Source organism: Aquipseudomonas alcaligenes NBRC 14159 (assembly GCF_000467105.1).
Taxonomy (GTDB): Bacteria; Pseudomonadota; Gammaproteobacteria; order Pseudomonadales; family Pseudomonadaceae; genus Aquipseudomonas; species Aquipseudomonas alcaligenes.
Window position 1 is genome coordinate 24,049 of record NZ_BATI01000006.1, and the last position, 19,775, is coordinate 43,823.

At 65.8% G+C, this 19,775-nt stretch carries 18 protein-coding genes; 12 read left to right on the forward strand and 6 right to left on the reverse strand.

The annotated features are described in order from the left end of the window. Nucleotides 1–6 precede the first annotated feature (6 nt). The 4 genes from flgA (at nucleotide 7) to PA6_RS03345 (ending at nucleotide 2,576) form a co-directional block, all read left to right on the forward strand. Nucleotides 7–765 (forward strand): flagellar basal body P-ring formation chaperone FlgA, encoded by a 759-nt coding sequence (flgA, locus tag PA6_RS03330; RefSeq protein ID WP_043216227.1) that lies wholly within the window; start codon nucleotides 7–9, stop codon nucleotides 763–765. 134 nt (nucleotides 766–899) lie between these two features. Further along, nucleotides 900–1,241: a flagellar biosynthesis anti-sigma factor FlgM gene (flgM, locus tag PA6_RS03335; RefSeq protein ID WP_021699466.1), complete on the forward strand. Its 342-nt coding sequence runs from the start codon at nucleotides 900–902 to the stop codon at nucleotides 1,239–1,241. Between the two features lie 49 nt (nucleotides 1,242–1,290). Further along, nucleotides 1,291–1,758: a flagella synthesis protein FlgN gene (locus PA6_RS03340; RefSeq protein ID WP_021699467.1), complete on the forward strand. Its 468-nt coding sequence runs from the start codon at nucleotides 1,291–1,293 to the stop codon at nucleotides 1,756–1,758. Between the two features lie 77 nt (nucleotides 1,759–1,835). Continuing rightward, entirely contained in the window at nucleotides 1,836–2,576 is a 741-nt protein-coding gene (locus PA6_RS03345) for a flagellar brake protein (protein ID WP_021699468.1), read from the forward strand. Nucleotides 2,577–2,606: 30 nt separating this feature from the next. On the opposite strand, the gene PA6_RS03350 is transcribed toward PA6_RS03345, so the two are convergent. From PA6_RS03350 to PA6_RS03365, 4 genes are all read right to left on the reverse strand, one after another. Then, nucleotides 2,607–3,950 (reverse strand): glutamine synthetase family protein, encoded by a 1,344-nt coding sequence (locus PA6_RS03350; RefSeq protein ID WP_021699469.1) that lies wholly within the window; start codon nucleotides 3,948–3,950, stop codon nucleotides 2,607–2,609. 77 nt (nucleotides 3,951–4,027) lie between these two features. Next, on the reverse strand, nucleotides 4,028–4,264 hold the full coding sequence (locus tag PA6_RS03355; protein WP_021699470.1) for a glutaredoxin family protein: 237 nt from the start codon (nucleotides 4,262–4,264) through the stop codon (nucleotides 4,028–4,030). A 44-nt stretch (nucleotides 4,265–4,308) separates the two neighbouring features. Continuing rightward, entirely contained in the window at nucleotides 4,309–5,451 is a 1,143-nt protein-coding gene (locus PA6_RS03360; RefSeq protein WP_021699471.1) for a DUF5610 domain-containing protein, read from the reverse strand. An 86-nt stretch (nucleotides 5,452–5,537) separates the two neighbouring features. After that, nucleotides 5,538–6,095: a TetR/AcrR family transcriptional regulator gene (locus PA6_RS03365; protein WP_021699472.1), complete on the reverse strand. Its 558-nt coding sequence runs from the start codon at nucleotides 6,093–6,095 to the stop codon at nucleotides 5,538–5,540. Nucleotides 6,096–6,226: 131 nt separating this feature from the next. Between PA6_RS03365 and PA6_RS03370 the strand changes: the two genes are divergently transcribed. The 4 genes from PA6_RS03370 to PA6_RS03385 all read left to right on the forward strand — a co-directional run bounded on the left by PA6_RS03370 (nucleotide 6,227) and on the right by PA6_RS03385 (nucleotide 9,983). Beyond that, the gene (locus PA6_RS03370) at nucleotides 6,227–6,823 is read left to right on the forward strand and encodes a glutathione S-transferase family protein (protein ID WP_021699473.1); all 597 of its coding nucleotides are present in this window, start codon (nucleotides 6,227–6,229) and stop codon (nucleotides 6,821–6,823) included. Between the two features lie 10 nt (nucleotides 6,824–6,833). Beyond that, entirely contained in the window at nucleotides 6,834–7,742 is a 909-nt protein-coding gene (locus PA6_RS03375) for a pyridoxamine 5'-phosphate oxidase family protein (RefSeq protein WP_021699474.1), read from the forward strand. Nucleotides 7,743–7,744: 2 nt separating this feature from the next. After that, on the forward strand, nucleotides 7,745–8,602 hold the full coding sequence (locus PA6_RS03380) for an MBL fold metallo-hydrolase (protein WP_021699475.1): 858 nt from the start codon (nucleotides 7,745–7,747) through the stop codon (nucleotides 8,600–8,602). 109 nt (nucleotides 8,603–8,711) lie between these two features. Beyond that, a complete protein-coding gene (locus PA6_RS03385; RefSeq protein WP_021699476.1) occupies nucleotides 8,712–9,983 on the forward strand; it encodes an OprD family porin in 1,272 nt (423 codons plus the stop codon). Nucleotides 9,984–10,176: 193 nt separating this feature from the next. On the opposite strand, the gene PA6_RS03390 is transcribed toward PA6_RS03385, so the two are convergent. Further along, nucleotides 10,177–11,385: an ammonium transporter gene (locus tag PA6_RS03390; protein WP_043216228.1), complete on the reverse strand. Its 1,209-nt coding sequence runs from the start codon at nucleotides 11,383–11,385 to the stop codon at nucleotides 10,177–10,179. Between the two features lie 468 nt (nucleotides 11,386–11,853). Between PA6_RS03390 and PA6_RS03395 the strand changes: the two genes are divergently transcribed. Beyond that, nucleotides 11,854–13,020, forward strand: a complete 1,167-nt coding sequence (locus tag PA6_RS03395) for an EAL domain-containing protein (RefSeq protein ID WP_021699478.1) — start codon at nucleotides 11,854–11,856, stop codon at nucleotides 13,018–13,020. Nucleotides 13,021–13,028: 8 nt separating this feature from the next. On the opposite strand, the gene PA6_RS03400 is transcribed toward PA6_RS03395, so the two are convergent. Continuing rightward, nucleotides 13,029–14,141, reverse strand: coding sequence for a GGDEF domain-containing protein (locus PA6_RS03400; RefSeq protein ID WP_162149670.1), 1,113 nt, complete (start codon nucleotides 14,139–14,141; stop codon nucleotides 13,029–13,031). A 187-nt stretch (nucleotides 14,142–14,328) separates the two neighbouring features. On the opposite strand from PA6_RS03400, the gene PA6_RS03405 reads away from it, so the two are divergent. The 3 genes from PA6_RS03405 (at nucleotide 14,329) to PA6_RS03415 (ending at nucleotide 19,752) form a co-directional block, all read left to right on the forward strand. Then, nucleotides 14,329–15,660 carry a deoxyguanosinetriphosphate triphosphohydrolase gene (locus tag PA6_RS03405; RefSeq protein ID WP_043216229.1) on the forward strand — a complete coding sequence of 444 codons (1,332 nt, stop codon included), beginning with the start codon at nucleotides 14,329–14,331 and terminating at the stop codon, nucleotides 15,658–15,660. A 4-nt stretch (nucleotides 15,661–15,664) separates the two neighbouring features. Then, entirely contained in the window at nucleotides 15,665–16,723 is a 1,059-nt protein-coding gene (locus PA6_RS03410; RefSeq protein ID WP_021699481.1) for an FUSC family protein, read from the forward strand. Nucleotides 16,724–16,800: 77 nt separating this feature from the next. Then, nucleotides 16,801–19,752, forward strand: coding sequence for an HD domain-containing phosphohydrolase (locus tag PA6_RS03415; RefSeq protein ID WP_021699482.1), 2,952 nt, complete (start codon nucleotides 16,801–16,803; stop codon nucleotides 19,750–19,752). The last annotated feature ends 23 nt before the right edge of the window (nucleotides 19,753–19,775 follow it).

Below are 19,775 nucleotides of genomic sequence, written 5' to 3' on the forward strand. Positions count from 1 at the left end.
AGCAGCATGAAAACTCTCACGACACTTTTCCGACACATGATGGCGAAACGCCTTGCTCTCGTCGGTGTTTTACCCGCTTTGGGGCTATTCGGCTACAGCCAGGCGCACGCTGCAGACCTGACCCTACCCGAAGAGCTTATCGGCGCCACCGAAGGCTTTCTTGAATTCATGGTAGAGGACTATCTGGAGCGTAGCGAAATCACGGCGCGCCATGAAATCCAGGTCAACCCTCTCGACCCGCGCCTGCGCCTCGCCGCCTGCGACAGTGATTTGACGCAAAGCCTGGAAAGCCCGGCACAACCGGTTGGTCGCGTCACCGTGCGCGTCAGCTGCGAGGGCAGTACGCCCTGGACCGTGTTCGTGCCGGCCCAGGTGCGCATCTTCCGCCCGGTGGTCGTAGTGAAAACGGCGCTCAGGCGCGACAGCATCATTGGCGCTGGCGACGTCGCCCTGGTCGAGCAGGATGTCAGTCTGCTCAACCGGGGCTATGTCACGGAGGTCGAGCAGGTCATCGGCAGAAAACTGACGCGTGCCACCCGTACCGACCAGGTGCTGACACCCGCCATGCTGCAATTAGCCGAGGCCGTACGCCGTGGCGACCAGGTAGTGATCAGCGCCCGCAGCGGCGGAATCAACGTCCGCATGCAGGGCGAAGCGCTGTCCGGCGGCACCCTGGGCCAGCAGATCAGTGTTCGCAATCTGACCTCGCAAAGAGTCATCCGGGCGCGCGTGGCAGGCCCCGGGCAGGTGGAGGTGGAGATGTAGGCACGATTCTTGTAGCGCAAATCCTCGGTGATTTCCTACACTGTTAAGCGACGCACACATTTGCGCCCTAAAGTTTCGACGGAACCGGCCGACAACCCAGTCAAGCGTCCAGATTACCGTCCGAGGTTCACAAAATGGTTATCGACTTCAACCGGCTGAACAATGCCGCCAGCCCCGCGAACAGCGGTCGCACCGGCAATGCCCAGGCCAGCAGCCGCAACGAGGCTGTCAGCAATACGCCGCAGAATGCGGCTCAGGTTGCCGACGAGCAGGCTGCTACCGCCAAGACCGGTGAATCCGTGCAGCTCAGCCGCGAAGCTCAGCAACTGCAGAAGGCCGGCGACAAGCTGCGCGATCTGCCGACCGTGGATAAAGAGCGCGTCGCCAAACTCAAGCAGGCAATCGCCGACGGCAGCTATCAGGTCGACGCCCAGCGCGTTGCCGGCAAGCTCCTCGATTTCGAATCCCAGCGCTAGTCCCAGGGCTGCGCTGGGGGTGTTGGACGCCCGATCCCCAGAGCCCGCGATGCAAGATAACGACCTGCTGCAACTGTTCAACGACGATATCGGCACTGCCCAACGTCTTCTTGAACTGATCGACGCCGAATTCCAGGCCATGGGTGAACGCGATCTGCCCCGCCTGGAACAGCTGCTTGGCGAGAAACTCCCCCTCCTCTCCCTGCTGGAACAGCATGGTACGGCCCGCAGCCAGCTGCTCGTCGCGCAGCAGCTGAGCGCCGATCGCGCCGGCCTGCAAGCCCTGGCCAGCCGTAGCCCCCATGGCGAGGAACTGCTAGCGCGCAGCGACGAGCTGAATCGGCTGCTGGAAAGCTGCCGCGAAGCCAACCAGCGCAATGGCCGGCTGATCCGCGCCAACCAGGCATCCTTGAAGAGCGTGCTCGGCATTCTTCGCGGCGGCGAAACGCCGGGGCTCTATGACAGCCGCGGCAGCGCCGCTAGAATCGCCCAGCAACGCCCACTCAGCCAGGCCTGAGCCCATAACAACAAGCACAGGGACATACCGGCAATATGCCAGTATGCTAGTGCGGTAGTACCTTGGAGTTATGTACTGTGTCCAACCCGTTCCAAGAGGATGATGGCCCACAGCCACCAAAGGTGCTGAGCGCACCCCTGGAGGTTTTCGCCAATCTGCGCACCCTGCAGCAGAGCCATGATCCGCTGATCATCATGTTCAAGGACCGCGGCCAGCGGTTCCAGAGCTACCTGATTGAGGTCAACCGCGAGCGCGGGCTGATCGCTCTGGACGAACTGATCCCGAATGATGGCGAACGCTTCATCCAGAATGGTGAAGCCTTCCATGTCGAAGCATTCCACGATGGTGTGCGTATCGCCTGGAACTGCGAAGACCCGGTGCGCATCGGCGAGCTGGAGGGAGCGCGCTGCTACTGGTGCCACCTGCCGGAACGCATCACCTACCATCAGCGCCGCAATGCCTTCCGCGCCTCGCTGGGCCAGGGCCAACTGGTCAATATCGAGCTTTCCGGGAGCCGCCTGACGCCCGGTCTGAAGGGCCAGATGCTGGACATCTCGGCCACCGGCTGCCGCCTGCGCTTCCCCGGCGACGTCACCAGCCGCCTGCAACCGGGCGAGGTCTACGAGCGCTTCAGCGCACATCTGCCGATTGGCGGCATGACCACCTCCGCCGAAATTCGCCATGCCTACTTCAACGAGAAGAGCGGCATGACCTTCGTCGGCCTGCGCTTCCACCGCATGAGCGGCCTCGAGCAGCGCCAGGTGGAACGCTTCGTCTATCAGCTGCAACGCGAGTCCCGCCGCGTCGAACAGGAATAACGGAGGCCGCCGCGAGGCGGCCTCTTCGTTTCAGACCTGATTCGCCAGGACACGCCGCTCCCAGGGTGTGATCTCGTCCAGGAAGCTCATCAGCTCCATGCTCTTGGTCGCGCAGTAGCCGCCCACGAACTCATCGCCGAACCACTGCCGGGCCAGCGCGCTGCCCTGCAAGCGCTGCAGCGCGGCATGCAGGGTGCAGGGCAGACTGAGCGCCGCCGGCACCTCGAATTCTCCCTGGATCGGCGCGCCCGGCTCCAGCTGCTGCTGCAAGCCGTGCAGCCCCGCAGCCAGGCTGGCAGCAATGGCCAGGTAGGGGTTGGCATCGGCTCCGGGCAGACGGTTCTCGACCCGCCGCGCCGCCGGCCCGCTGGCCGGAATGCGCAAGCCCGCGGCGCGGTTGTCATACGACCAACAGGCATTGTTCGGCGAGGCGTAGGGGTGGCAGAGGCGCTGGTAGGAGTTCACATGCGGCGCGAACAGCAGGGTGAAATCCGCCAGCGCCGCCTGCTGCCCGCCAATGAAATGGAAGAACGCCGGCGTCGCCTCGCCATCCTCGGCGCTGAAGATATTGCGGCCGCTGCCCTGCTCCACCACGCTCTGGTGGATATGCATGGAGCTGCCCGGCGTATGCGGCAGTGGCTTGGCCATGCACACCACAGCCAGGCCATGCTTGAGCCCGATCTCACGCAGCAGGTGCTTAAACAGGAAAGTCTGGTCCGCCACCAACAACGGATCGCCGTGTAGCAGGTTGATCTCGAACTGACTGACACCCATCTCGTGCATGAAGGTGTCGCGCGGCAAGCCAAGGGCTGCCATGCAGCGGTAGACCTCGTCGAAGAACGCTCGCAGGCCGTTGCCGGATGACACACTGAAGGCCGAGCAGCCACTCTCGCGGCTCCCATCCAGCCCCAGCGGCGGCAGGAAAGGACGCTGCGGATCAAGATGCCGCTCGAACACGAAGAACTCCAGCTCGGTGGCCACCACCGGCTGCCAGCCGTGCTCGGCATAGGCGGCCACTACGCGCTTGAGCAGACCGCGCGTGGAGAGCCCGGAACTGCGCCCGTCGAGCTCGTCGGCATCGCAGATCGCCATGGCCCGCGGCGAGTCACTCCAGGGCAGGCGGAATACCTGCTCCGGCACGCTGCTGAGCACCAGGTCGCCATCATCACTGCCGTAGAACCGCGCCGGCGGGTAGCCGCCCATGATGCACTGCAGCAGCACACCCCGAGCCAGCTGTAGGCGCCGACCTTCGAGGAAACCCTCCGCGGTCATTACCTTGCCGCGCGGCACGCCGTTGAGATCCGGCGTCACGCATTCGATTTCGGCGACACCGGTCAAACGCTCTGCGAGCGAACTGCTGCCCTGGCTACTCATGACTGCTTATCCTTGTTGTTGATCCGTACAAAATACGCATCACCCGTTCAGGATTTCAAGCAGCCCGCCACTCCACCTCAACGCAGAAAGGTCACCACCTGCTCGGCATCGAAGGGCCAGTTGAGTTCGGCGCCGGTGTCGCTGCGGCGCAGGACCGGTATGCGCAGGCCGTACTGCTCGACCCAGTCCTCGCGCTCAGCGATGTCCACCAGTTCGACCAGCAGGCCGTGCTCGACAAAAGGCATCAGCAGGGCCTCGGCCACCTCGCACAGGTGGCAGCCGAGGGTGCCGAAGAGTTGGCATTCAGGGGGCATCGCGGCATCTCCGAACTCAATCAGAGCCGCAGTCTAACATCCGCTCAGGCCTGCTCGGCCGAAGGCTCGTTAGCGAGCATGCTCTGCAGGCCGTCGAGCAGGCGGCCGTTGAGTTCCTTGGCTTTCTCCAGCAGCGACTCGTCGAAGCGCTCGTCGAGGCTGAAGCCGCCCTCCAGCAACTGCTGCAGCGTGCCCTTGGCGTCCTGCGCGACCTTGTCGGCGGTACGCAGTGCATCGAGCAGGCCGCGAGCGTAGTCGACCAGGCTGTCATTCACCGCGCTGGCGGCCTGACCACCCTGCTGGGCCACCGCCCCATAGGCATCGGTCGCCTGGCGCACGCTGGTCTGGGTCAACTGCAACGACATGGAGGCCAGCTGCGAGCCGTCCATGTTGAGCTGCATGGCCCGATCGAAGGCGCCGCTGAGGTTGCCAGAATAGAAATCGCTGGAGATGTCCTGAACCTGCTTGAATAGATCCTCCAGGGCGGCACGCTCCTCATCATCCAGCTCGCCTTCCACCTGCACCTGCCAGGCGCCGATCTGGATGCTGCCCGAGCTGCTGCTGGCGCTCAGCATCGACGAGCTGCCATTGCTGGCGGCCGCCACGCTGCTCTGCGACCAGCTGGCCGAAGCGCTGGCGATGGATATTTTCAGGCGGTCGCCGTCGCGGGTGGTGACCTGCATGTCGAAGGTCTCGGCCTGCGCGGCGAAGCGCTCGCTGCGGGCGGCCACGGCCACCAGGTTGCCAGCGTTGCTGGGTGCCTGGCTGGCGTAATCGGATTGCAGCCCCTTAAGCCCCTCCTGAATCTTGTCATAGGTGGCATCGATGTCATCGGCCACCTGGCCCTTGAGCACACCCATGCCATCGAGGATCTTGCGCGCCTCGGCGAAACCCTTCTCAACCCCCTCGCGCGCCTGGGCCAGCAGGCCCTCCAGCTTGGCTGGGTCGGCCCCGGCGGCGGCTTCGCTGCGCAGGCGCTGCTCGATAAAGCCCAGCACACGATCGGCAACCTTGTCCGGCGTGAAGTCCTCACGTTTGCCGTCCAGAGCACCGGGCTCAAGGCCCAGGCGATTGGCCAGACGGTTGGCCAGGGTGGCCTGCGGATCGACCTGACCGCGTGGACTGGCCAGGTTGCCGAGACCGGCAGGACGGGACTGGGAGGGCGAGAGGGAAGCCAGAGGGGTCATGATGGCGTACCTGAGAAGGTGAACTGTCAGGTTGGCGGCCGGCCACTGAGAAATTTGAGGGCAACCCGACCAGCGGCCAAATGCACTCAGACGCCCGCGGCGCTCAGCAACGTCTCGGCCGCCTTGCGCGCCTGCAGCGCCTGATCCCCCGGCCCCTGGACGTGCGCCATGCTCAGCGCGCCCTCGAAGAGAAACTGCAGCTGGCTGGCCAGCAGCGACGCCTCTGCCGCGCCGAGGCGCTGCAGCGACTCACGCAGGTGCTCGGCGAAAGCCGCCTTGAAGGCCGCCGCCTGGCGATGGATGGGATGCTCGCGGTCATGGAACTCGGCAGCGGCATTGATGAAGCTGCAACCGCAGAAGTCGGCCTGGTTGACCCAGGCATGCAGCCCCTCGAACACCTGCAACACGGCCTCGCGCGCCGGCGCGCTGGCACGCAGGGCGGCCAGTTGCCCCAGCACGCTCTGCTCGCGGCTCTGCAGCACGGCCTGGATCAGTTCGTCCTTGGAGCGAAAGTGCTTGTACAGGGTCATCTTGGCCACCCCGGATTCGGCCAGGATGCGGTCGATGCCGGTGGCGTGATAACCCTCGCGGTAGAACAGCTCCTGCGCGGTATTGATCAGCTGATCGCGTTTGCTCGATGCCATCTGGGTCCTCCGTTGGGCGGCCATTATGCGGGCGGCGGTGGCCGGCGCTCCAGTTCGGGAAAAATCTCGCTTGAAATATACAGACCTGTCTGTCTAATATCGAGTCATACACGACAACGAGGTTCTCCCCCATGCAGCTCCATGACTTCACCCTGTCCGGCAACTGCTACAAGGTTCGCCTGTTCCTCGCTCTGCTCGGCCGCCAGGTCGAGTTGCTCCAGGTCGATCTGCGTGGCGGCGCACAGAAGCGCCCCGAGTTCCTCGCCCTCAACCCGCGCGGCCAGGTGCCCGTGCTGGTGGACGAGGGGCAGTCGGTCTACGACTCCCAGGCCATCCTGGTGTACCTGGCCAGGCGCTATGCCGACGCCAGCTGGCTGCCGCAGGACGCTCTGGGCCAGGCCCGCGTGGCCTCCTGGCTGAGCTTCGCCGCCAACGAGGCAGCCCGTGGTCCGGGGCAGGCCCGATTGCACGTGCTGTTCCGCGCGCCCGGCGACCTCGCCGAAGCCCAGCGCCGCGCCGCACAGGTGCTGGAACTGCTCGACGCCCACCTGGCCCGGCATCACTGGCTGGCCGAAGGAGCGGCCCCCACCATCGCCGACCTGGCGGTCTACCCTTATGTAGCCCTGGCCGGGGACGGTGGCGTCGACCTCGCGCCCTACGCGCATATCGCCGCCTGGTTTGCCCGCATCCGCGCCCTGCCCGGCTATATCGGCATGCCCGGCCTCTGAGGGACCCGCCATGGACAGCCCCTTCCATCCCGGCGAGCAGCAGATCCAGAGCCGCCTGGGTATGCGTGACAAGCTGGAGGACATCGGCCGACGGATGATCCGCGACCATATGCCGGAGCAGCACCGCGAGTTCTTCGCCCTGCTGCCCTGGCTGCTGGTCGGCAGTCGTGATGCCGACGGCCAGCCCCAGGCTTCGGTGCTCTGGGGCGCGCCCGGCTTCGCCACCTCGCCGCAGCCACAACGCCTGCGCATCGACACCCTGCCCGAGGCCGACGACCCGCTGGCCGCCAACCTGCGCGCAGGTAGCGGCCTGGGACTACTCGGTATCGAGCTGCCGACCCGCCGCCGCAACCGCATGAATGGTCGCGTCGAGGCACTCTCGGATGGCGGCTTCGCCGTCGCCGTGCAGCAGTCGTTCGGCAACTGCCCCAAATACATCCAGGTGCGCAGCTGGCAGGCCGCCACGCGCCAGCCGGGCCAGCTGGAACAGGGCGAAGGCCTCGATCCGCGCTGGCTGCCGCTGGTCGAAGGCAGCGACACCCTGTTCATCGCCAGCAGCAACGGTGCCGATATGGATATCTCCCATCGCGGCGGCCCGCGCGGTTTTGTCCGCCTGGCCCGGGACGGCCGCCTGTGGCTGCCGGACTACAGCGGCAACTTCATGTTCAACACCCTCGGCAACCTGCTGCTGGAGCCGCGCTGCGCGCTGCTGTGGATCGACTTCGCCAGCGGCGACCTGCTGCACCTCGAGGCCCATGCCGAGCTGGTCTGGCCCGAGGACTACCCCGAGCCCGCGCCGCTCGGCGCCGAACGCATGCTGGCGCTCACTCCGGGGCGTTGGCGCCTGCGCCGTGGCCGCCTGCCATTGGCCTTCGGCGGCGCCGAGCCCTCCCCCTTCCTGCCCGCACAAGGACACTGAACATGCGCCCCCTGATCCTCGCCCTGCTGGTCGTCCTGGCAGGCACCAGTCAGGCCGCCGGCCTGCGCTTCGCCCTGGTCAAGACCGCCGAGACCGAGACCCGCGACGCCTTCACCGTCGCGGGTGGCGACTGGACCGAGAAAGCCATCGCCAACCACGTGGCGGTGCTGATCGAACACCACGCCGCCACCCTGCTGCTGGATACCTCCCTGGGACGCCAGGTGGACCAGCAGTTCGAGTCGCAGATGCCCTGGTACGACAAGCCCCTGCTGCGCTACGGCCAGGTCACCCCGGTGCGCGACCAGCTGGACCGCGACGGCATCCGCATCGACCGCATCCTGCTAACCCATAGCCACTGGGACCACGCCTCGGGCCTGGCCGACTTCCCCGAGGTGCCGGTGTGGGCGCCCTACGAGGAGATCGAGTTCAGCCGTATCGCCACCCCGCCGGCCGTGCTGCCCAGCCAGTTCGCCCATGCCATCCGCTGGGTACCCTTCCAGTTTGCCGCACAGCCGTTCATGGGCTTCGAGTACAGCCACGACCTGTTCGGCGACGGCAGCCTGGTGCTGGTGCCGATGCTGGGCCACACCCCGGGTTCGGTCGGCCTGTTCCTCTCCCTCGATGACGGCCGACGCTTCTTCTTTACCGGCGACACCAGTTGGCGCCTGGAGGGCTTCACCGGCCCCAGGGAGAAGTTCTGGCTCAGCAAGCGCATGGTCGACAACGACCCGGAGGGCACTCGCAGCCAGCTGGAAAAAGTCCATCGCCTGCTGCAGGAGCAACCGCAGCTGCGCGTGATTCCCGCGCACGACGAAGCGGTGCAGCGCCAGCTCGGCTACTACCCGAAGTGGGTCGAGTGAGGCACGACTCGACCAATGTCTAGAGGCCGCCGCCGCGGCAAAGTGATTTATTCCCCTCGCTGCACGGACCGGACGACCGGGCCGCCATCACCAGCCGAGGACAATAACAATGAGCAAGTCCCCCCTTGCCCGCGGCGTGGCCCTCGCCGCGCTGGGCACCAGCCTCACTCTGCCGACCATTAGCCAGGCCGCCTTCATCGAAGACAGCAAGGCCAGCGTGGAGCTGCGCAATTTCTACATGAACCGCGATTTCCGCCAGGAGGGTGGCAGCAAAGGCCAGTCCAAGGCCGAGGAATGGGCGCAGGGCTTTCTGCTGCGCTACGAATCCGGTTACACCGAGGGCACCGTCGGCTTCGGCGTGGATGCCATCGGTACTCTCGGCCTGAAGCTCGACTCCGGCGGCGGCACCAGCGGCACCGGCCTGCTGCAGCGCGACCGTGAAAGCGGCGAAGCCCAGGACAGCTACGGCGACCTCGGCGTCACCGCCAAGGTCAAGCTGTCCAACAGCGTGCTCAAGGCCGGCACCCTGATGCCCAAGCTGCCAGTGCTGATGTCCAACGACTCGCGCCTGCTGCCGCAAAGCTTCCAGGGGGGCTGGGTGAACTCCCAGGAAATCACCGGACTGACGCTCGATGCCGGCCAGCTGAGCCGGGTCAACCAGCGCGATTCGTCCGACCATGAAACCATGCTGATGACCACCGGCACCGGCCGCGGCTTTACCGGCACGGGCGCCGTCGACAGCGACGAATTCAACTTCGCCGGCGCCAGCTACAAGTGGAACGACCAGCTGACCACCGCCTACCACTACGGCGCCCTGGACAACTTCTACCAGCAGCATTACCTCAGCGCCGTGCATGTGCTGCCGCTGGGCGACCAGCAAAGCCTGAAGAGCGATATCCGCTTCGCCCGCTCCACCGACGACGGCAACACCAATGTCGACAACAAGGCCTTCGGCGCCATGTTCACCTATGCCCTCGGCGGTCACGCCCTGGGCCTCGGCTATCAGCAGATGAACGGCGACACCGGCTTCGCCTACGTCGCCGGCACCGATGCGTTCCTGGTCAACTTCGTGCAGATCGGCGATTTCGCCTTCAAGGACGAGAAGTCCTGGCAGGCACGCTACGACTACAACTTCGCCGCCCTCGGCATTCCCGGCCTGACCTTCATGACCCGCTACGTCTCGGGCGACAACGTCGACCTCGGTGCCGGCCAGTCCGAAGGCAAGGAGTGGGAACGCAACACCGACATCGCTTACGTATTCCAGGACGGCCCGCTGAAGAACGTCGGCATCAAGTGGCGCAACGCCACGACCCGTTCCAACTTCGGCAACGACCTGGACGAAAACCGCCTGATCCTCAGCTACACCATGGCGCTCTGGTAAACCTGGCGGCCAGTGGCGGCGCGAACGCCTGCTCCTCGCCATCAGGGAAGGCATGAAGAGTTCCTGGTGGTAGCCCGGATGCAATCCGCGGCGGAGCTGCCGGTTTCCCGGATTGCATCCGGGCTACGACGGTAAGCCGAACCGACACAAAAAAGCCCGCCGATTGGCGGGCTTTTTTCTTTCTGCCAGCGCCTCAGTCCTGGCTGTTGGCACCGATCTTGTGGATCGACAGATCGGCACCGTAGTACTCCTGCTCCTGGTTCAGGCGGATGCCGGTCACCGACTTCAGCAAGCCGTAGACCAAGAAGCCACCAACCAGCGCCACCAGCACACCGAGCGCCGTGCCGATCAGCTGGCTGGTCAGGCTGACGCCACCGAGGCCGCCCAGCCAGGTCTGGCCGAAGATGCCGCAGGCGATGCCGCCCCACACGCCGCACAGGCCATGCAGCGGCCACACGCCGAGTACGTCGTCGATCTTCCACTTCACCTGGGTGGCGGTGAAAGCCCAGACGAACAGCGCACCGGCGATGGCACCGGTGGCCAGCGCGCCAACCGGGTGCATCAGGTCGGAGCCGGCACACACCGCCACCAGGCCAGCCAGCGGGCCGTTGTGCAGGAAGCCGGGGTCGTTGCGCCCCACCAGCAGCGCGGCAACGGTGCCACCGACCATGGCCATCAGCGAGTTGACCGCCACCAGGCCGCTGATGCTGCCGAGGGTCTGCGCACTCATCACGTTGAAGCCGAACCAGCCGATGATCAGGATCCACGAGCCGAGGGCGAGGAACGGGATGTTCGACGGTGCGAAGGCCACCAGGCGGCCATCGCGGTAACGCCCATTGCGCTGGCCGAGCAGGATCACCGCGCCGAAGGCCAGCCAGCCGCCCACCGCGTGCACCACTACCGAACCGGCGAAGTCGTGGAAGGCCGCGCCAAAACGCTCGGTCAGCCAGGCCTGCAGGCCGAAGTTGCCGTTCCAGATCAGCCCCTCGAAGAAGGGATAGACGAAGGCAACGATCAGCAGCGTGGCGCACAGCTGTGGGCCGAACTTGGCACGCTCGGCGATACCGCCGGAGATGATCGCCGGGATCGCGGCGGCAAAGGTCAGCAGGAAGAAGAACTTCACCAGGGCATAACCATTGCCGGCGGTCAGCGTGCTCGCCGGCTCGAGAAAGGTCACGCCGTAGGCCACCCAGTAGCCGACGAAGAAGTACGCCAGAGCCGAGATGGCGAAGTCGGAAAGGATCTTCGACAGCGCGTTGACCTGGTTCTTGTGGCGCACCGTACCGACTTCGAGGAAGGCGAAACCGGCATGCATGGCCAGAACCATGATGGCGCCCAGCAGGATAAAGAGTGTGTTGGAGCCGTGAATCAGGGTTTCTACGGCGCTGTTGAGGTTTTCCATCGGCAGGGAGACTCCGGCGGATACGGCACCAAATACGAGCACTCACGAAGATCCATGCACCATCCCGATGCCATTGCGCGCCATCTTGGTTCCTCTCGGAAACCTCATTTGGCGCAGCCGATCTTCACAAGCGATCCTCGAATCAGGCCAATCCCTATAATTATCAATGGGTTAATACGACACGACAGGGCCAGTCCAGACCCAACGAACGCCCCATAACAAGGCGCCATGTCGGCTATACGCACCACGCCGTTGCAACCGCCGTACCAGCCAGGAAGTCCTGCCGGCCATGACCGGCCTGTACCGCGAACACACACGCACCAAGGCCGGGCAGTCGCCGCCAGCGAGCCTGACCACACGGCCAGTATTCAACTGGCCGCATTCTTGCTTAATGCTGCGTTCGGCCGCGGCCGTCCACCTGGCATGCCTGACTGGCTGCAGTTCTCCAGACCGGACAAGGAACACATTGTGATCGAGGGGCAACCTGTCGCCTGCTTCCAGCCCTTTATCGATACGGCTACCGGCCGCATTGCCGGCGTCGAGGCGCTCGGGCGCCTGCGCCAGGCCGACGGCAGCCTGCGCTCGGTGGGCCCGCTGTTCACCGACCCGCGCGTTTCGCCTTCGGCCCTGCGCCGGCTGGACCGGCAGATCCGCGACGATGCCCTGCTACGCCTGCACGAGGCACCTGCGGACTGGTTCCTCAGCATCAACATCTCGCCCCGCTGGATCAGCCGCCTGCGCCCCAACCAGGCCTTGCCCAGCCTCAAGCAGCTGGAGAAACATGGTGTGCCGGCGCAGCGCGTGGTGTTCGAGATCACCGAGCTAGGCGGCGGCAGCCAGAAACTCGCTGAAGTGGTGGCGCGCTACCGCGAGGCCGGGGCACGCATCGCCATCGACGACTTCGGCGCCGGCTACTCGCAGCTGGACCGGGTACTGGCCCTGCAGCCGGACATCCTCAAACTGGACATGCGCCTGTTCCAAGCCGCCGCCCGTGGCGGTCCCAGCGGCGAAGTGGTCAAGGCCCTGGCGCAGATGGCCGAGAAGACCGGCTGCTGGATCATCGCCGAGGGGGTGGAAACCGAGGCCGAGCTGGACTTTGCCCTCGAGTGCGGCGCCCGTTACGTGCAGGGCTACCTGTTCGCTCGCCCGGAACTGCAATTCGCCAGCGCCGACGCCTTCGTCGAGCGCTTCGCCCGACTGCGCGATCAATACGTGCAACGCAAGCTGGCCGAGCGCGCCCATCTGATGAGCTTGCGCCAGCAACTGAGCGAGCTGATGTCCCGCGTGCGCGAGTGGGCGGAGTGCGATGCCGCGCTGGACAAGCTGCTGCACCCGGTCGACTACCCCTGGCTGCTGCGCATCTACCAGTGTGATCGGCATGGCACGCAGCTGGGCCCCAACCTGCAATGGGACGGCGCATGCTGGCACGAGGATGCCCGCTACCAGGGCCACAACTGGTCCTGGCGGCCCTACTTCTACCAGCTGCTGGCCGAAGGCTGGGAAGAGCGCCGGCTGACACTGTCCACCACCTACCGCGACGCCACCACCAACCAATACTGCCTGACCGCCGGCCAGTTCATCGACAACGGCCGGCGCCTGCTACTGCTGGACATCGATGCCGCCGGACTGGCCTAGAGACCCGCTCAGATCAGAATCGGCCGATGAAACGGCGCCAGCTCCATGCGGTCGCGGCCGTTCTGCTTGGCGCGGTACAGCGCCTTGTCGGCACGCTCGATCAGCCCCGCCACGCTTTCCTGCAGGTAGTACTGGGCCACGCCGATCGAGGCGGTCACCCTGACCTCGTCCGGTAGCCCGGCGAAACGCGCCTCGGCCAGGGCATCCTGGATGCGCTTGACGCAGTGCTGGGCCATCTCCAGCGAGGTCTGCGGCAGGAACAGGAGGAACTCCTCGCCACCATAACGGGCGAAGAAGTCGGTACTGCGCAACAGCGGTTGCACGGTATGGGCGAAGTTCCTGAGCACCTCATCCCCCACCGAGTGGCCGTAGGTGTCGTTGATCCGCTTGAAGTAGTCGAGGTCGAGGATGCACACGCAGAAGCCGGCACCACCGCGGTCGGTGCGGTTCTTTTCGTGGTTGAGCATCTCCAGCAGGTAGCGCCGGTTATAGACCCCGGTCAGCTCGTCATGGGTCGCCAGTTCAGTGACCTGCTGCAGCACTTCCTGCAGCTGGGCATTGCTCGACATGAGCTTCTTGCGCAACTCGCTGATATTGCCGCCGAGCACCGAGATGAACGGCAGGAAGGCCGAGAAACTGCACCACAGCACCATCTCCACCGCCAGGTTGAAGCGCTCGCCCTCGATGCGTTCGATCAGCGGCAGGGTCAGGCCATAGGCAACGATGGTCAGCAGGCTCAGGGCGAGCAGCTGGCGGGTATGCAGGCGGAAGCAGCCGAACACCATGATGATCAGCAGCACCACCAGGTGGGCGCCACGGGCCTCTCCAGCGTAGGTCTGGGTGAACAGCACCATGGCGATGGCCGCCACCATCTGCGCCATGGTCATGCTCGGATCGCGCAGACGCAGGTTGAGGCCGGTGTGGAACAGCAGGAAGAAGCCCAGGTTGGTCAGCACCGCGATCACCAGCCAGGTGGCCATGACCCAGGCGGGCGAGATGCCGTTGTACAGCGATACGCCCTGCGGCACGCAGGCCAGGACGTACATCGCCAGGCTCATCAGGAAGCGCTGGACGCGCAACTGCTGATGCGGGTCCTTGGGCAAGGCAGCTTCTGAAATCACGCGCTGATTCTCTTTGTTGTTATGGTCGGTACGCGATGGCACGACAATATCACCGTGACCGAAGATCGCACACGCGCCGCCCGTCAGCTGCCCGACGGACTCTGCGCAACAGCGCACGACACTTGCAGGCACTGCGGTGAACGTCGAAGCTAAGGCACAGAATCCGCCGCAGAAGACGAGTACCGCCTTGGATTGGCAAACCCTGCTCACCCGTGAACGCCTCGGCAAGCCCGTGTACAGCTCCGACGAACTGGGCCGCAGCCCGTTCCACAAGGACCACGACCGCATCATCTTCTCCGGCGCCTTTCGTCGCCTGGGACGCAAGACCCAGGTGCACCCGGTGTCCAGCAACGATCACATCCACACCCGCCTGACCCACTCCCTGGAGGTCGGCTGCGTGGGGCGTTCGCTGGGCATGCGCGTGGGCGAAATGTTGCGCGACGAGCTGCCGGCCTGGTGCGCCCCCAGCGATCTGGGTGTGATCGTGCAGTCGGCCTGTCTGGCCCACGACATCGGCAATCCGCCCTTCGGCCACTCCGGCGAGGACGCCATCCGCCACTGGTTCCGCCAGGCCGCCGGACGTGGCTGGCTGGACGACATGAGCGAGGCCGAACGCGGTGACTTTCTCAGCTTCGAGGGCAACGCCCAGGGCTTTCGCGTACTCACCCAGCTGGAATACCACCAGTTCGACGGCGGCATGCGCCTGACCTACGCCACGCTCGGCAGCTACCTGAAGTATCCCTGGACCGCACGCCACGCCGAGGCGCTCGGCTACAAGAAGCACAAGTTCGGCTGCTACCAGAACGAGCTGCCACGCCTGGAACAGATCGCCGCCAAGCTCGGCCTGCCCAAGCTCGACGAGCAGCGCTGGGCACGTCACCCGCTGGTGTACCTGATGGAGGCCGCGGACGACATCTGCTACGCCCTGATCGATCTGGAAGACGGCGTGGAGATGGAGCTGCTCGACTACGCCGAGGTCGAGGCCCTGCTGTTCGACCTGGTTGGCGATGACCTGCCGCAGACCTACCGCCAGCTCGGCCCCGGCGACTCGCGGCGGCGCAAGCTGGCGATCCTGCGCGGCAAGGCCATCGAGCATCTGACCAACGCCGCCGCGCGCGCCTTCGTCGAGCAGCAGCCGGCGCTGTTGCTCGGCAGCCTGGAGGGCGATCTGGTGGAGCACATGCATGGCCCGGCCAAGCGCTGCGTGCTGCGCGCCAAGGCCATGGCACGGGAGAAGATCTTCCAAGACAAGCGCAAGACCCTGCACGAGATCGGCGCCTACACCACCCTGGAAATCCTGCTCAACGCGTTCTGCGGGGCAGCGCTGGAGCACCACCGTGGCAACGGTCTGTCGTTCAAGAACCGGCGCATCCTCGACCTGCTGGCACACTACGCGCCGGAACCGGGTTGGCCGCTGTACCAGTCGTTCCTACGCATGGTCGACTTCATCGCCGGCATGACCGACAGCTACGCTACCGAAATGGCCCGGGAGATGACCGGGCGCTCCAGCCCGGTGTGAAGCCATGAAGGGCATGCTCAAGCAGGTATTCGGCTGGCACGCCGGCCCCCCGGCCTGGGGCCCGGCGGTGATCGCCGGCCTGGGCTGCGCCCTGCCGCTGGTGCTCGGCCTGTTCAGCGGCCATCCGGGCTTCCTCTGGGCTTCGGTCGGTGCCTTCCTGGCCGCGCAGTCCAACCCGCTGCACCGTTTCGGCATGCTGCGCCTGCTGCTGCTCACCCTGTTCGGCGCCTGCAGCGCGGGGCTGGGGTTCTGGGCCGCCAGCGATGCGGTGCTCAGCCTCGTCCTGTTCGCCGCCTACGGTTTTCTCCTGGCCTGGCTGCAGCGCTTCGGCACCGAGGCCGGCAAGCTCGGCCTCGGGCTGATCGTGTGCCTGTGCCTCGGCCAGGGCCAGTTCGGCATCAGCGGGTTGCACAACCCCGATGCGGTCGCCGCGCTGTTCATTCTCGGCGGCCTCTGGGTCGCCCTGCTCGCCTTCGGCCTGCGCGGCCTGCACGGCCTGCGCATGTGGCCCTACATGCCGCGCCTGCTGGCGGTGCTGCGGGTGCTGCGGCGCTATGCCAAACGCCTGCCTGAACAGCGCTGGCGCCTGCACGCGCTGGCTTGCACCCTGGGCTGCGCGGCAGCCGGGCTGATCGTCCAGCTGGCCGACCTGCAGCGCGGCTACTGGCTGACCCTGGCGCTGATCGCCACCCTGCAGCTGGAGAATCGCGGCAGCCTGGCCCGCGCCCTGCAGGCGAGCATGATCAGCCTGGGGGTCGCCCTCGCCCTCATCTACCTCGGCCACAGCCTGCAGAGCCCACCGGCGATGGTCGCCACCATACTGCCGTTGATCGTCCTCAGCCGTGCGCTGCAGGCCCAGCACTACGGCCTGTTCGTGGTGCAGGTGGGGATCAGCTTCGTGCTGCTGGCCGAAAGCCTGGCACCCGACTGGCACCAGGCCCAGGGGCGCCTGCTGAACAGCCTGATCGGTGTGTTCCTGGCCCTGCTGGTGGCACTCCTGAGCCATGCCCTGCAACAGTGGCTGGAGCGCCGCGCAGAGGCCTCGCCGACGAACAAAAATTAAGCCCGGGCAGGCCACAGAGCAGCGGTGCGTTCACTATGCTTTTGCACTATCCCCCTGCGTAGCTAAGAAGTGAGGCGATGCACGTGAAACGTCAGAACCAAGAACGCCGCTTCCCGCTCCACGTGCACATCAGCGTACTGTTTTCTCTCCTCCTGCTCGGCAGCGGCGTCTTGATCGGGCTGTTCAACTACTACCAGACCACCCAGGTCATCCTCTCCAGCAGCAGCCAGCTGTTCAACCAGTTCCGCGAGGAAGTCGAAGCGGACCTGCAGCACACCTACCAGCCCATCCGCCGCCTGCTCGCGCTGCTCGCCCTCAACGAGAAAAACCAGAGTTCCGAGGGCTACCAGCGCCTGGATCTGCTGCCGATGTTCGCCCAGGCGCTGCGTGACAACCCCAAGCTGGCGGCGCTTTACCTCGGCTACGAGGACGGCGACTTCTTCATGGTGCGCTCGCTGCGCAACGAGCGCCTGAAGAAGATCTTCGACGCACCGGCCAACGCCGCCTTCCAGGTCTGGACCGTCGACCGCACCGGGTCGGCACGACCGATCTCCGAGTCGCAGTACTTCGATGCCGAGCTGAACTGGATCAGCCGCCGGCAGAACCTCAAGGAAACCTACGACCCGCGCACGCGTCCCTGGTACCAGGGCGCCATCGACAGCGGCAGACAGATCACCACCGAGCCTTATGTGTTCTTCTCCAGCCGCGATGTCGGCACCACCCTGGCCCGCATCACCCGCGACCGCACGGTGATGGGCGCGGACGTGACCCTCGCCGACCTCTCCGCCAGCCTGGCGCGGCACAAGATCACCCCCTCCACCGAGGTGGTGCTGTACCGCCCGGATGGCGCGGCCGTGGCCTACCCGGACATCCAGCAACTGGTGGTGACGAACGGCACCACCCACCTGGTCCAGATCGACAAGCTCAGCCCGGCCCTCGGCGAGCTGTTCCAGCGCGGATTGGACAAGGACCGTCAGGGCGCCATGCAACTGGCCGGCAAACGCTGGCAAGTGTCCTACAGCCAGTTCGACGAGGGCGGCCCCAACGGCCTGCGCCTGGCCCTGCTGGCCCCCGAAGAGGAATTGCTGGCCGATGCCTACCGCATCCGCTGGCAGGGCGCGGTACTGACCATCGGCATTCTCGTGCTCTGCCTGCCGCTGGGCTGGCTGCTGTCACGCATCCTGGTCAAGCCGCTGCGCGCGCTGGTCCACGAAGCCGAGGCGATCCGCAGCTTCAACTTCGCCCATCCGGCCAGCGGTCACTCGCCGGTGCTGGAGATCGACCAGCTGGCCGTGGCCATGGGCAAGATGAAGGACACCCTGTCCAGCTTCCTCGACATCACGGCCAGCCTGTCCGCCGAGACCCGCTTCGACGCCCTGCTCCGACGCGTGCTCAAGGAAACCGTGGACCTCAGCGAAGCCAGTGCCGGGCTGCTCTATCTGCGCGACGACAGCGGTGCTCTGGTTCCGCACGGCCTGTTCATCAACGACGAGCAGCACAGCCTGGAGGAACACCGCATCCCCACCTATGTGCAGGGCGACCACAGCATGCCGCTGTGGGTCAGCCAGCCGGCGGAAGGCGGTGCCACCGCCGTGGCCTCCATCGGCTTCGACCAGGCCAATGGCTTCCAGAGCCTGCTGCATACGCTCGACAGCCCGCGCGTGCACCTGGTCAGTACCGGCCTGCACAACCGGCAGGGCGACACCCTCGGCGTCCTCCTGCTGCTGCACCGCGACAGCGGCGAGGAGGCCGAGCCCGCCATGCTGCGCCCGCAACGGATCGCCTATGTCGAGGCGGTATCCGGCGTCGCCGCCCTGTGCATCGAGAGCCAGCGCCTGCTGGAACAGCAGAAGAAGCTGCTGGACGCCTTCATCCAGCTGATTGCCGGCGCCATCGACGCCAAGAGCCCCTACACCGGCGGCCACTGCCAGCGGGTACCGGACCTGACCCTGATGCTCGCCCGCGCCGCCGCCGACAGCGACGCCGAACCCTTCAGGGCCTACCAGCCCAGCGACGAGGAATGGGAAGCCCTGCATATCGCTGCCTGGCTGCACGACTGCGGCAAGGTCACCACGCCCGAGTACGTAGTGGACAAGGCGACCAAGCTGGAGACCCTCTACGACCGCATCCACGAGGTGCGCATGCGCTTCGAACTGCTCAAGCGCGACGCCTGGGTCACCTACTGGGAAGGCGTCGCCCGAGGCGGCGACGCAACTGCCCTGGGCGAGCTGCGCGAGGCAACGCTGGCGGCTCTGGATGACGAGTTCGCCTTTGTCGCGCGCTGCAACCTGGGCGGCGAAGCCATGGCCGATGCCGACCTGGAGCGCCTCCGGCAGATCGCCGCGCGCACCTGGACACGCACCCTGGATGATCGACTCGGCGTGTCCTGGGAAGAAAACCAGCGCCAGGCCAGAACGCCGGCCCCCGAACTGCCGGTGCAGGAGCCCCTGCTGGCGGACAAGCCGGAGCATCTGTTCGAGCGGCCGGACAGCGAGTTGATTGCGCCCGACAACCCCTGGGGCTTCAAGCTCGACGTGCCGACCTACAAGCACAACCGCGGCGAGCTGTACAACCTGGGCATCGCCCGCGGCACCCTGACCGCCGAAGAGCGCTACATCATCAACAACCACATCGTGCAGACCATCCGCATGCTCGACCACCTGCCGTTCCCCAAGCACCTGGCGAACGTCGCGGAGATCGCCGGCGGGCACCACGAGAAGATGGATGGCAGCGGCTACCCGAAACGCCTGACCCGCGAGGAAATGAGCCTGCCGGCGCGGATGATGGCCATCGCCGACATCTTCGAGGCGCTGACCGCCGTGGACCGCCCGTACAAGAAGGGCAAGACCCTCAGCGAAGCGCTCGGCATCATGGCTGGCATGTGCCGTGGCGCCCATATCGATCCGCAGCTGTTCGGCCTGTTCCTCTGTACGGGCATCCCGCAGGCCTATGCCGAGCGCTACCTGCGCCCGGAACAGATCGACGCGGTGGACCAGGCCGCCATCCTGGCCAAGGCCGGCCTGTCCTGAATCCCGGCCACAAAAAAGCCCGG

What these genes read in the sequence shown, in the direction of transcription:
- PA6_RS03375 (WP_021699474.1), top strand. Translation starts at nt 6,834, where the DNA reads ATGGACAGCCCCTTCCATCCCGGCGAGCAGCAGATCCAGAGCCGCCTG.
- PA6_RS03365 (WP_021699472.1), bottom strand. Translation starts at nt 6,095, where the DNA reads ATGGCATCGAGCAAACGCGATCAGCTGATCAATACCGCGCAGGAGCTG.
- PA6_RS03380 (WP_021699475.1), top strand. Translation starts at nt 7,745, where the DNA reads ATGCGCCCCCTGATCCTCGCCCTGCTGGTCGTCCTGGCAGGCACCAGT.
- PA6_RS03340 (WP_021699467.1), top strand. Translation starts at nt 1,291, where the DNA reads ATGCAAGATAACGACCTGCTGCAACTGTTCAACGACGATATCGGCACT.
- PA6_RS03410 (WP_021699481.1), top strand. Translation starts at nt 15,665, where the DNA reads ATGAAGGGCATGCTCAAGCAGGTATTCGGCTGGCACGCCGGCCCCCCG.
- PA6_RS03355 (WP_021699470.1), bottom strand. Translation starts at nt 4,264, where the DNA reads ATGCCCCCTGAATGCCAACTCTTCGGCACCCTCGGCTGCCACCTGTGC.
- PA6_RS03360 (WP_021699471.1), bottom strand. Translation starts at nt 5,451, where the DNA reads ATGACCCCTCTGGCTTCCCTCTCGCCCTCCCAGTCCCGTCCTGCCGGT.
- flgA (WP_043216227.1), top strand. Translation starts at nt 7, where the DNA reads ATGAAAACTCTCACGACACTTTTCCGACACATGATGGCGAAACGCCTT.
- flgM (WP_021699466.1), top strand. Translation starts at nt 900, where the DNA reads ATGGTTATCGACTTCAACCGGCTGAACAATGCCGCCAGCCCCGCGAAC.
- PA6_RS03415 (WP_021699482.1), top strand. Translation starts at nt 16,801, where the DNA reads ATGCACGTGAAACGTCAGAACCAAGAACGCCGCTTCCCGCTCCACGTG.
- PA6_RS03390 (WP_043216228.1), bottom strand. Translation starts at nt 11,385, where the DNA reads ATGGAAAACCTCAACAGCGCCGTAGAAACCCTGATTCACGGCTCCAAC.
- PA6_RS03350 (WP_021699469.1), bottom strand. Translation starts at nt 3,950, where the DNA reads ATGAGTAGCCAGGGCAGCAGTTCGCTCGCAGAGCGTTTGACCGGTGTC.
- PA6_RS03370 (WP_021699473.1), top strand. Translation starts at nt 6,227, where the DNA reads ATGCAGCTCCATGACTTCACCCTGTCCGGCAACTGCTACAAGGTTCGC.
- PA6_RS03385 (WP_021699476.1), top strand. Translation starts at nt 8,712, where the DNA reads ATGAGCAAGTCCCCCCTTGCCCGCGGCGTGGCCCTCGCCGCGCTGGGC.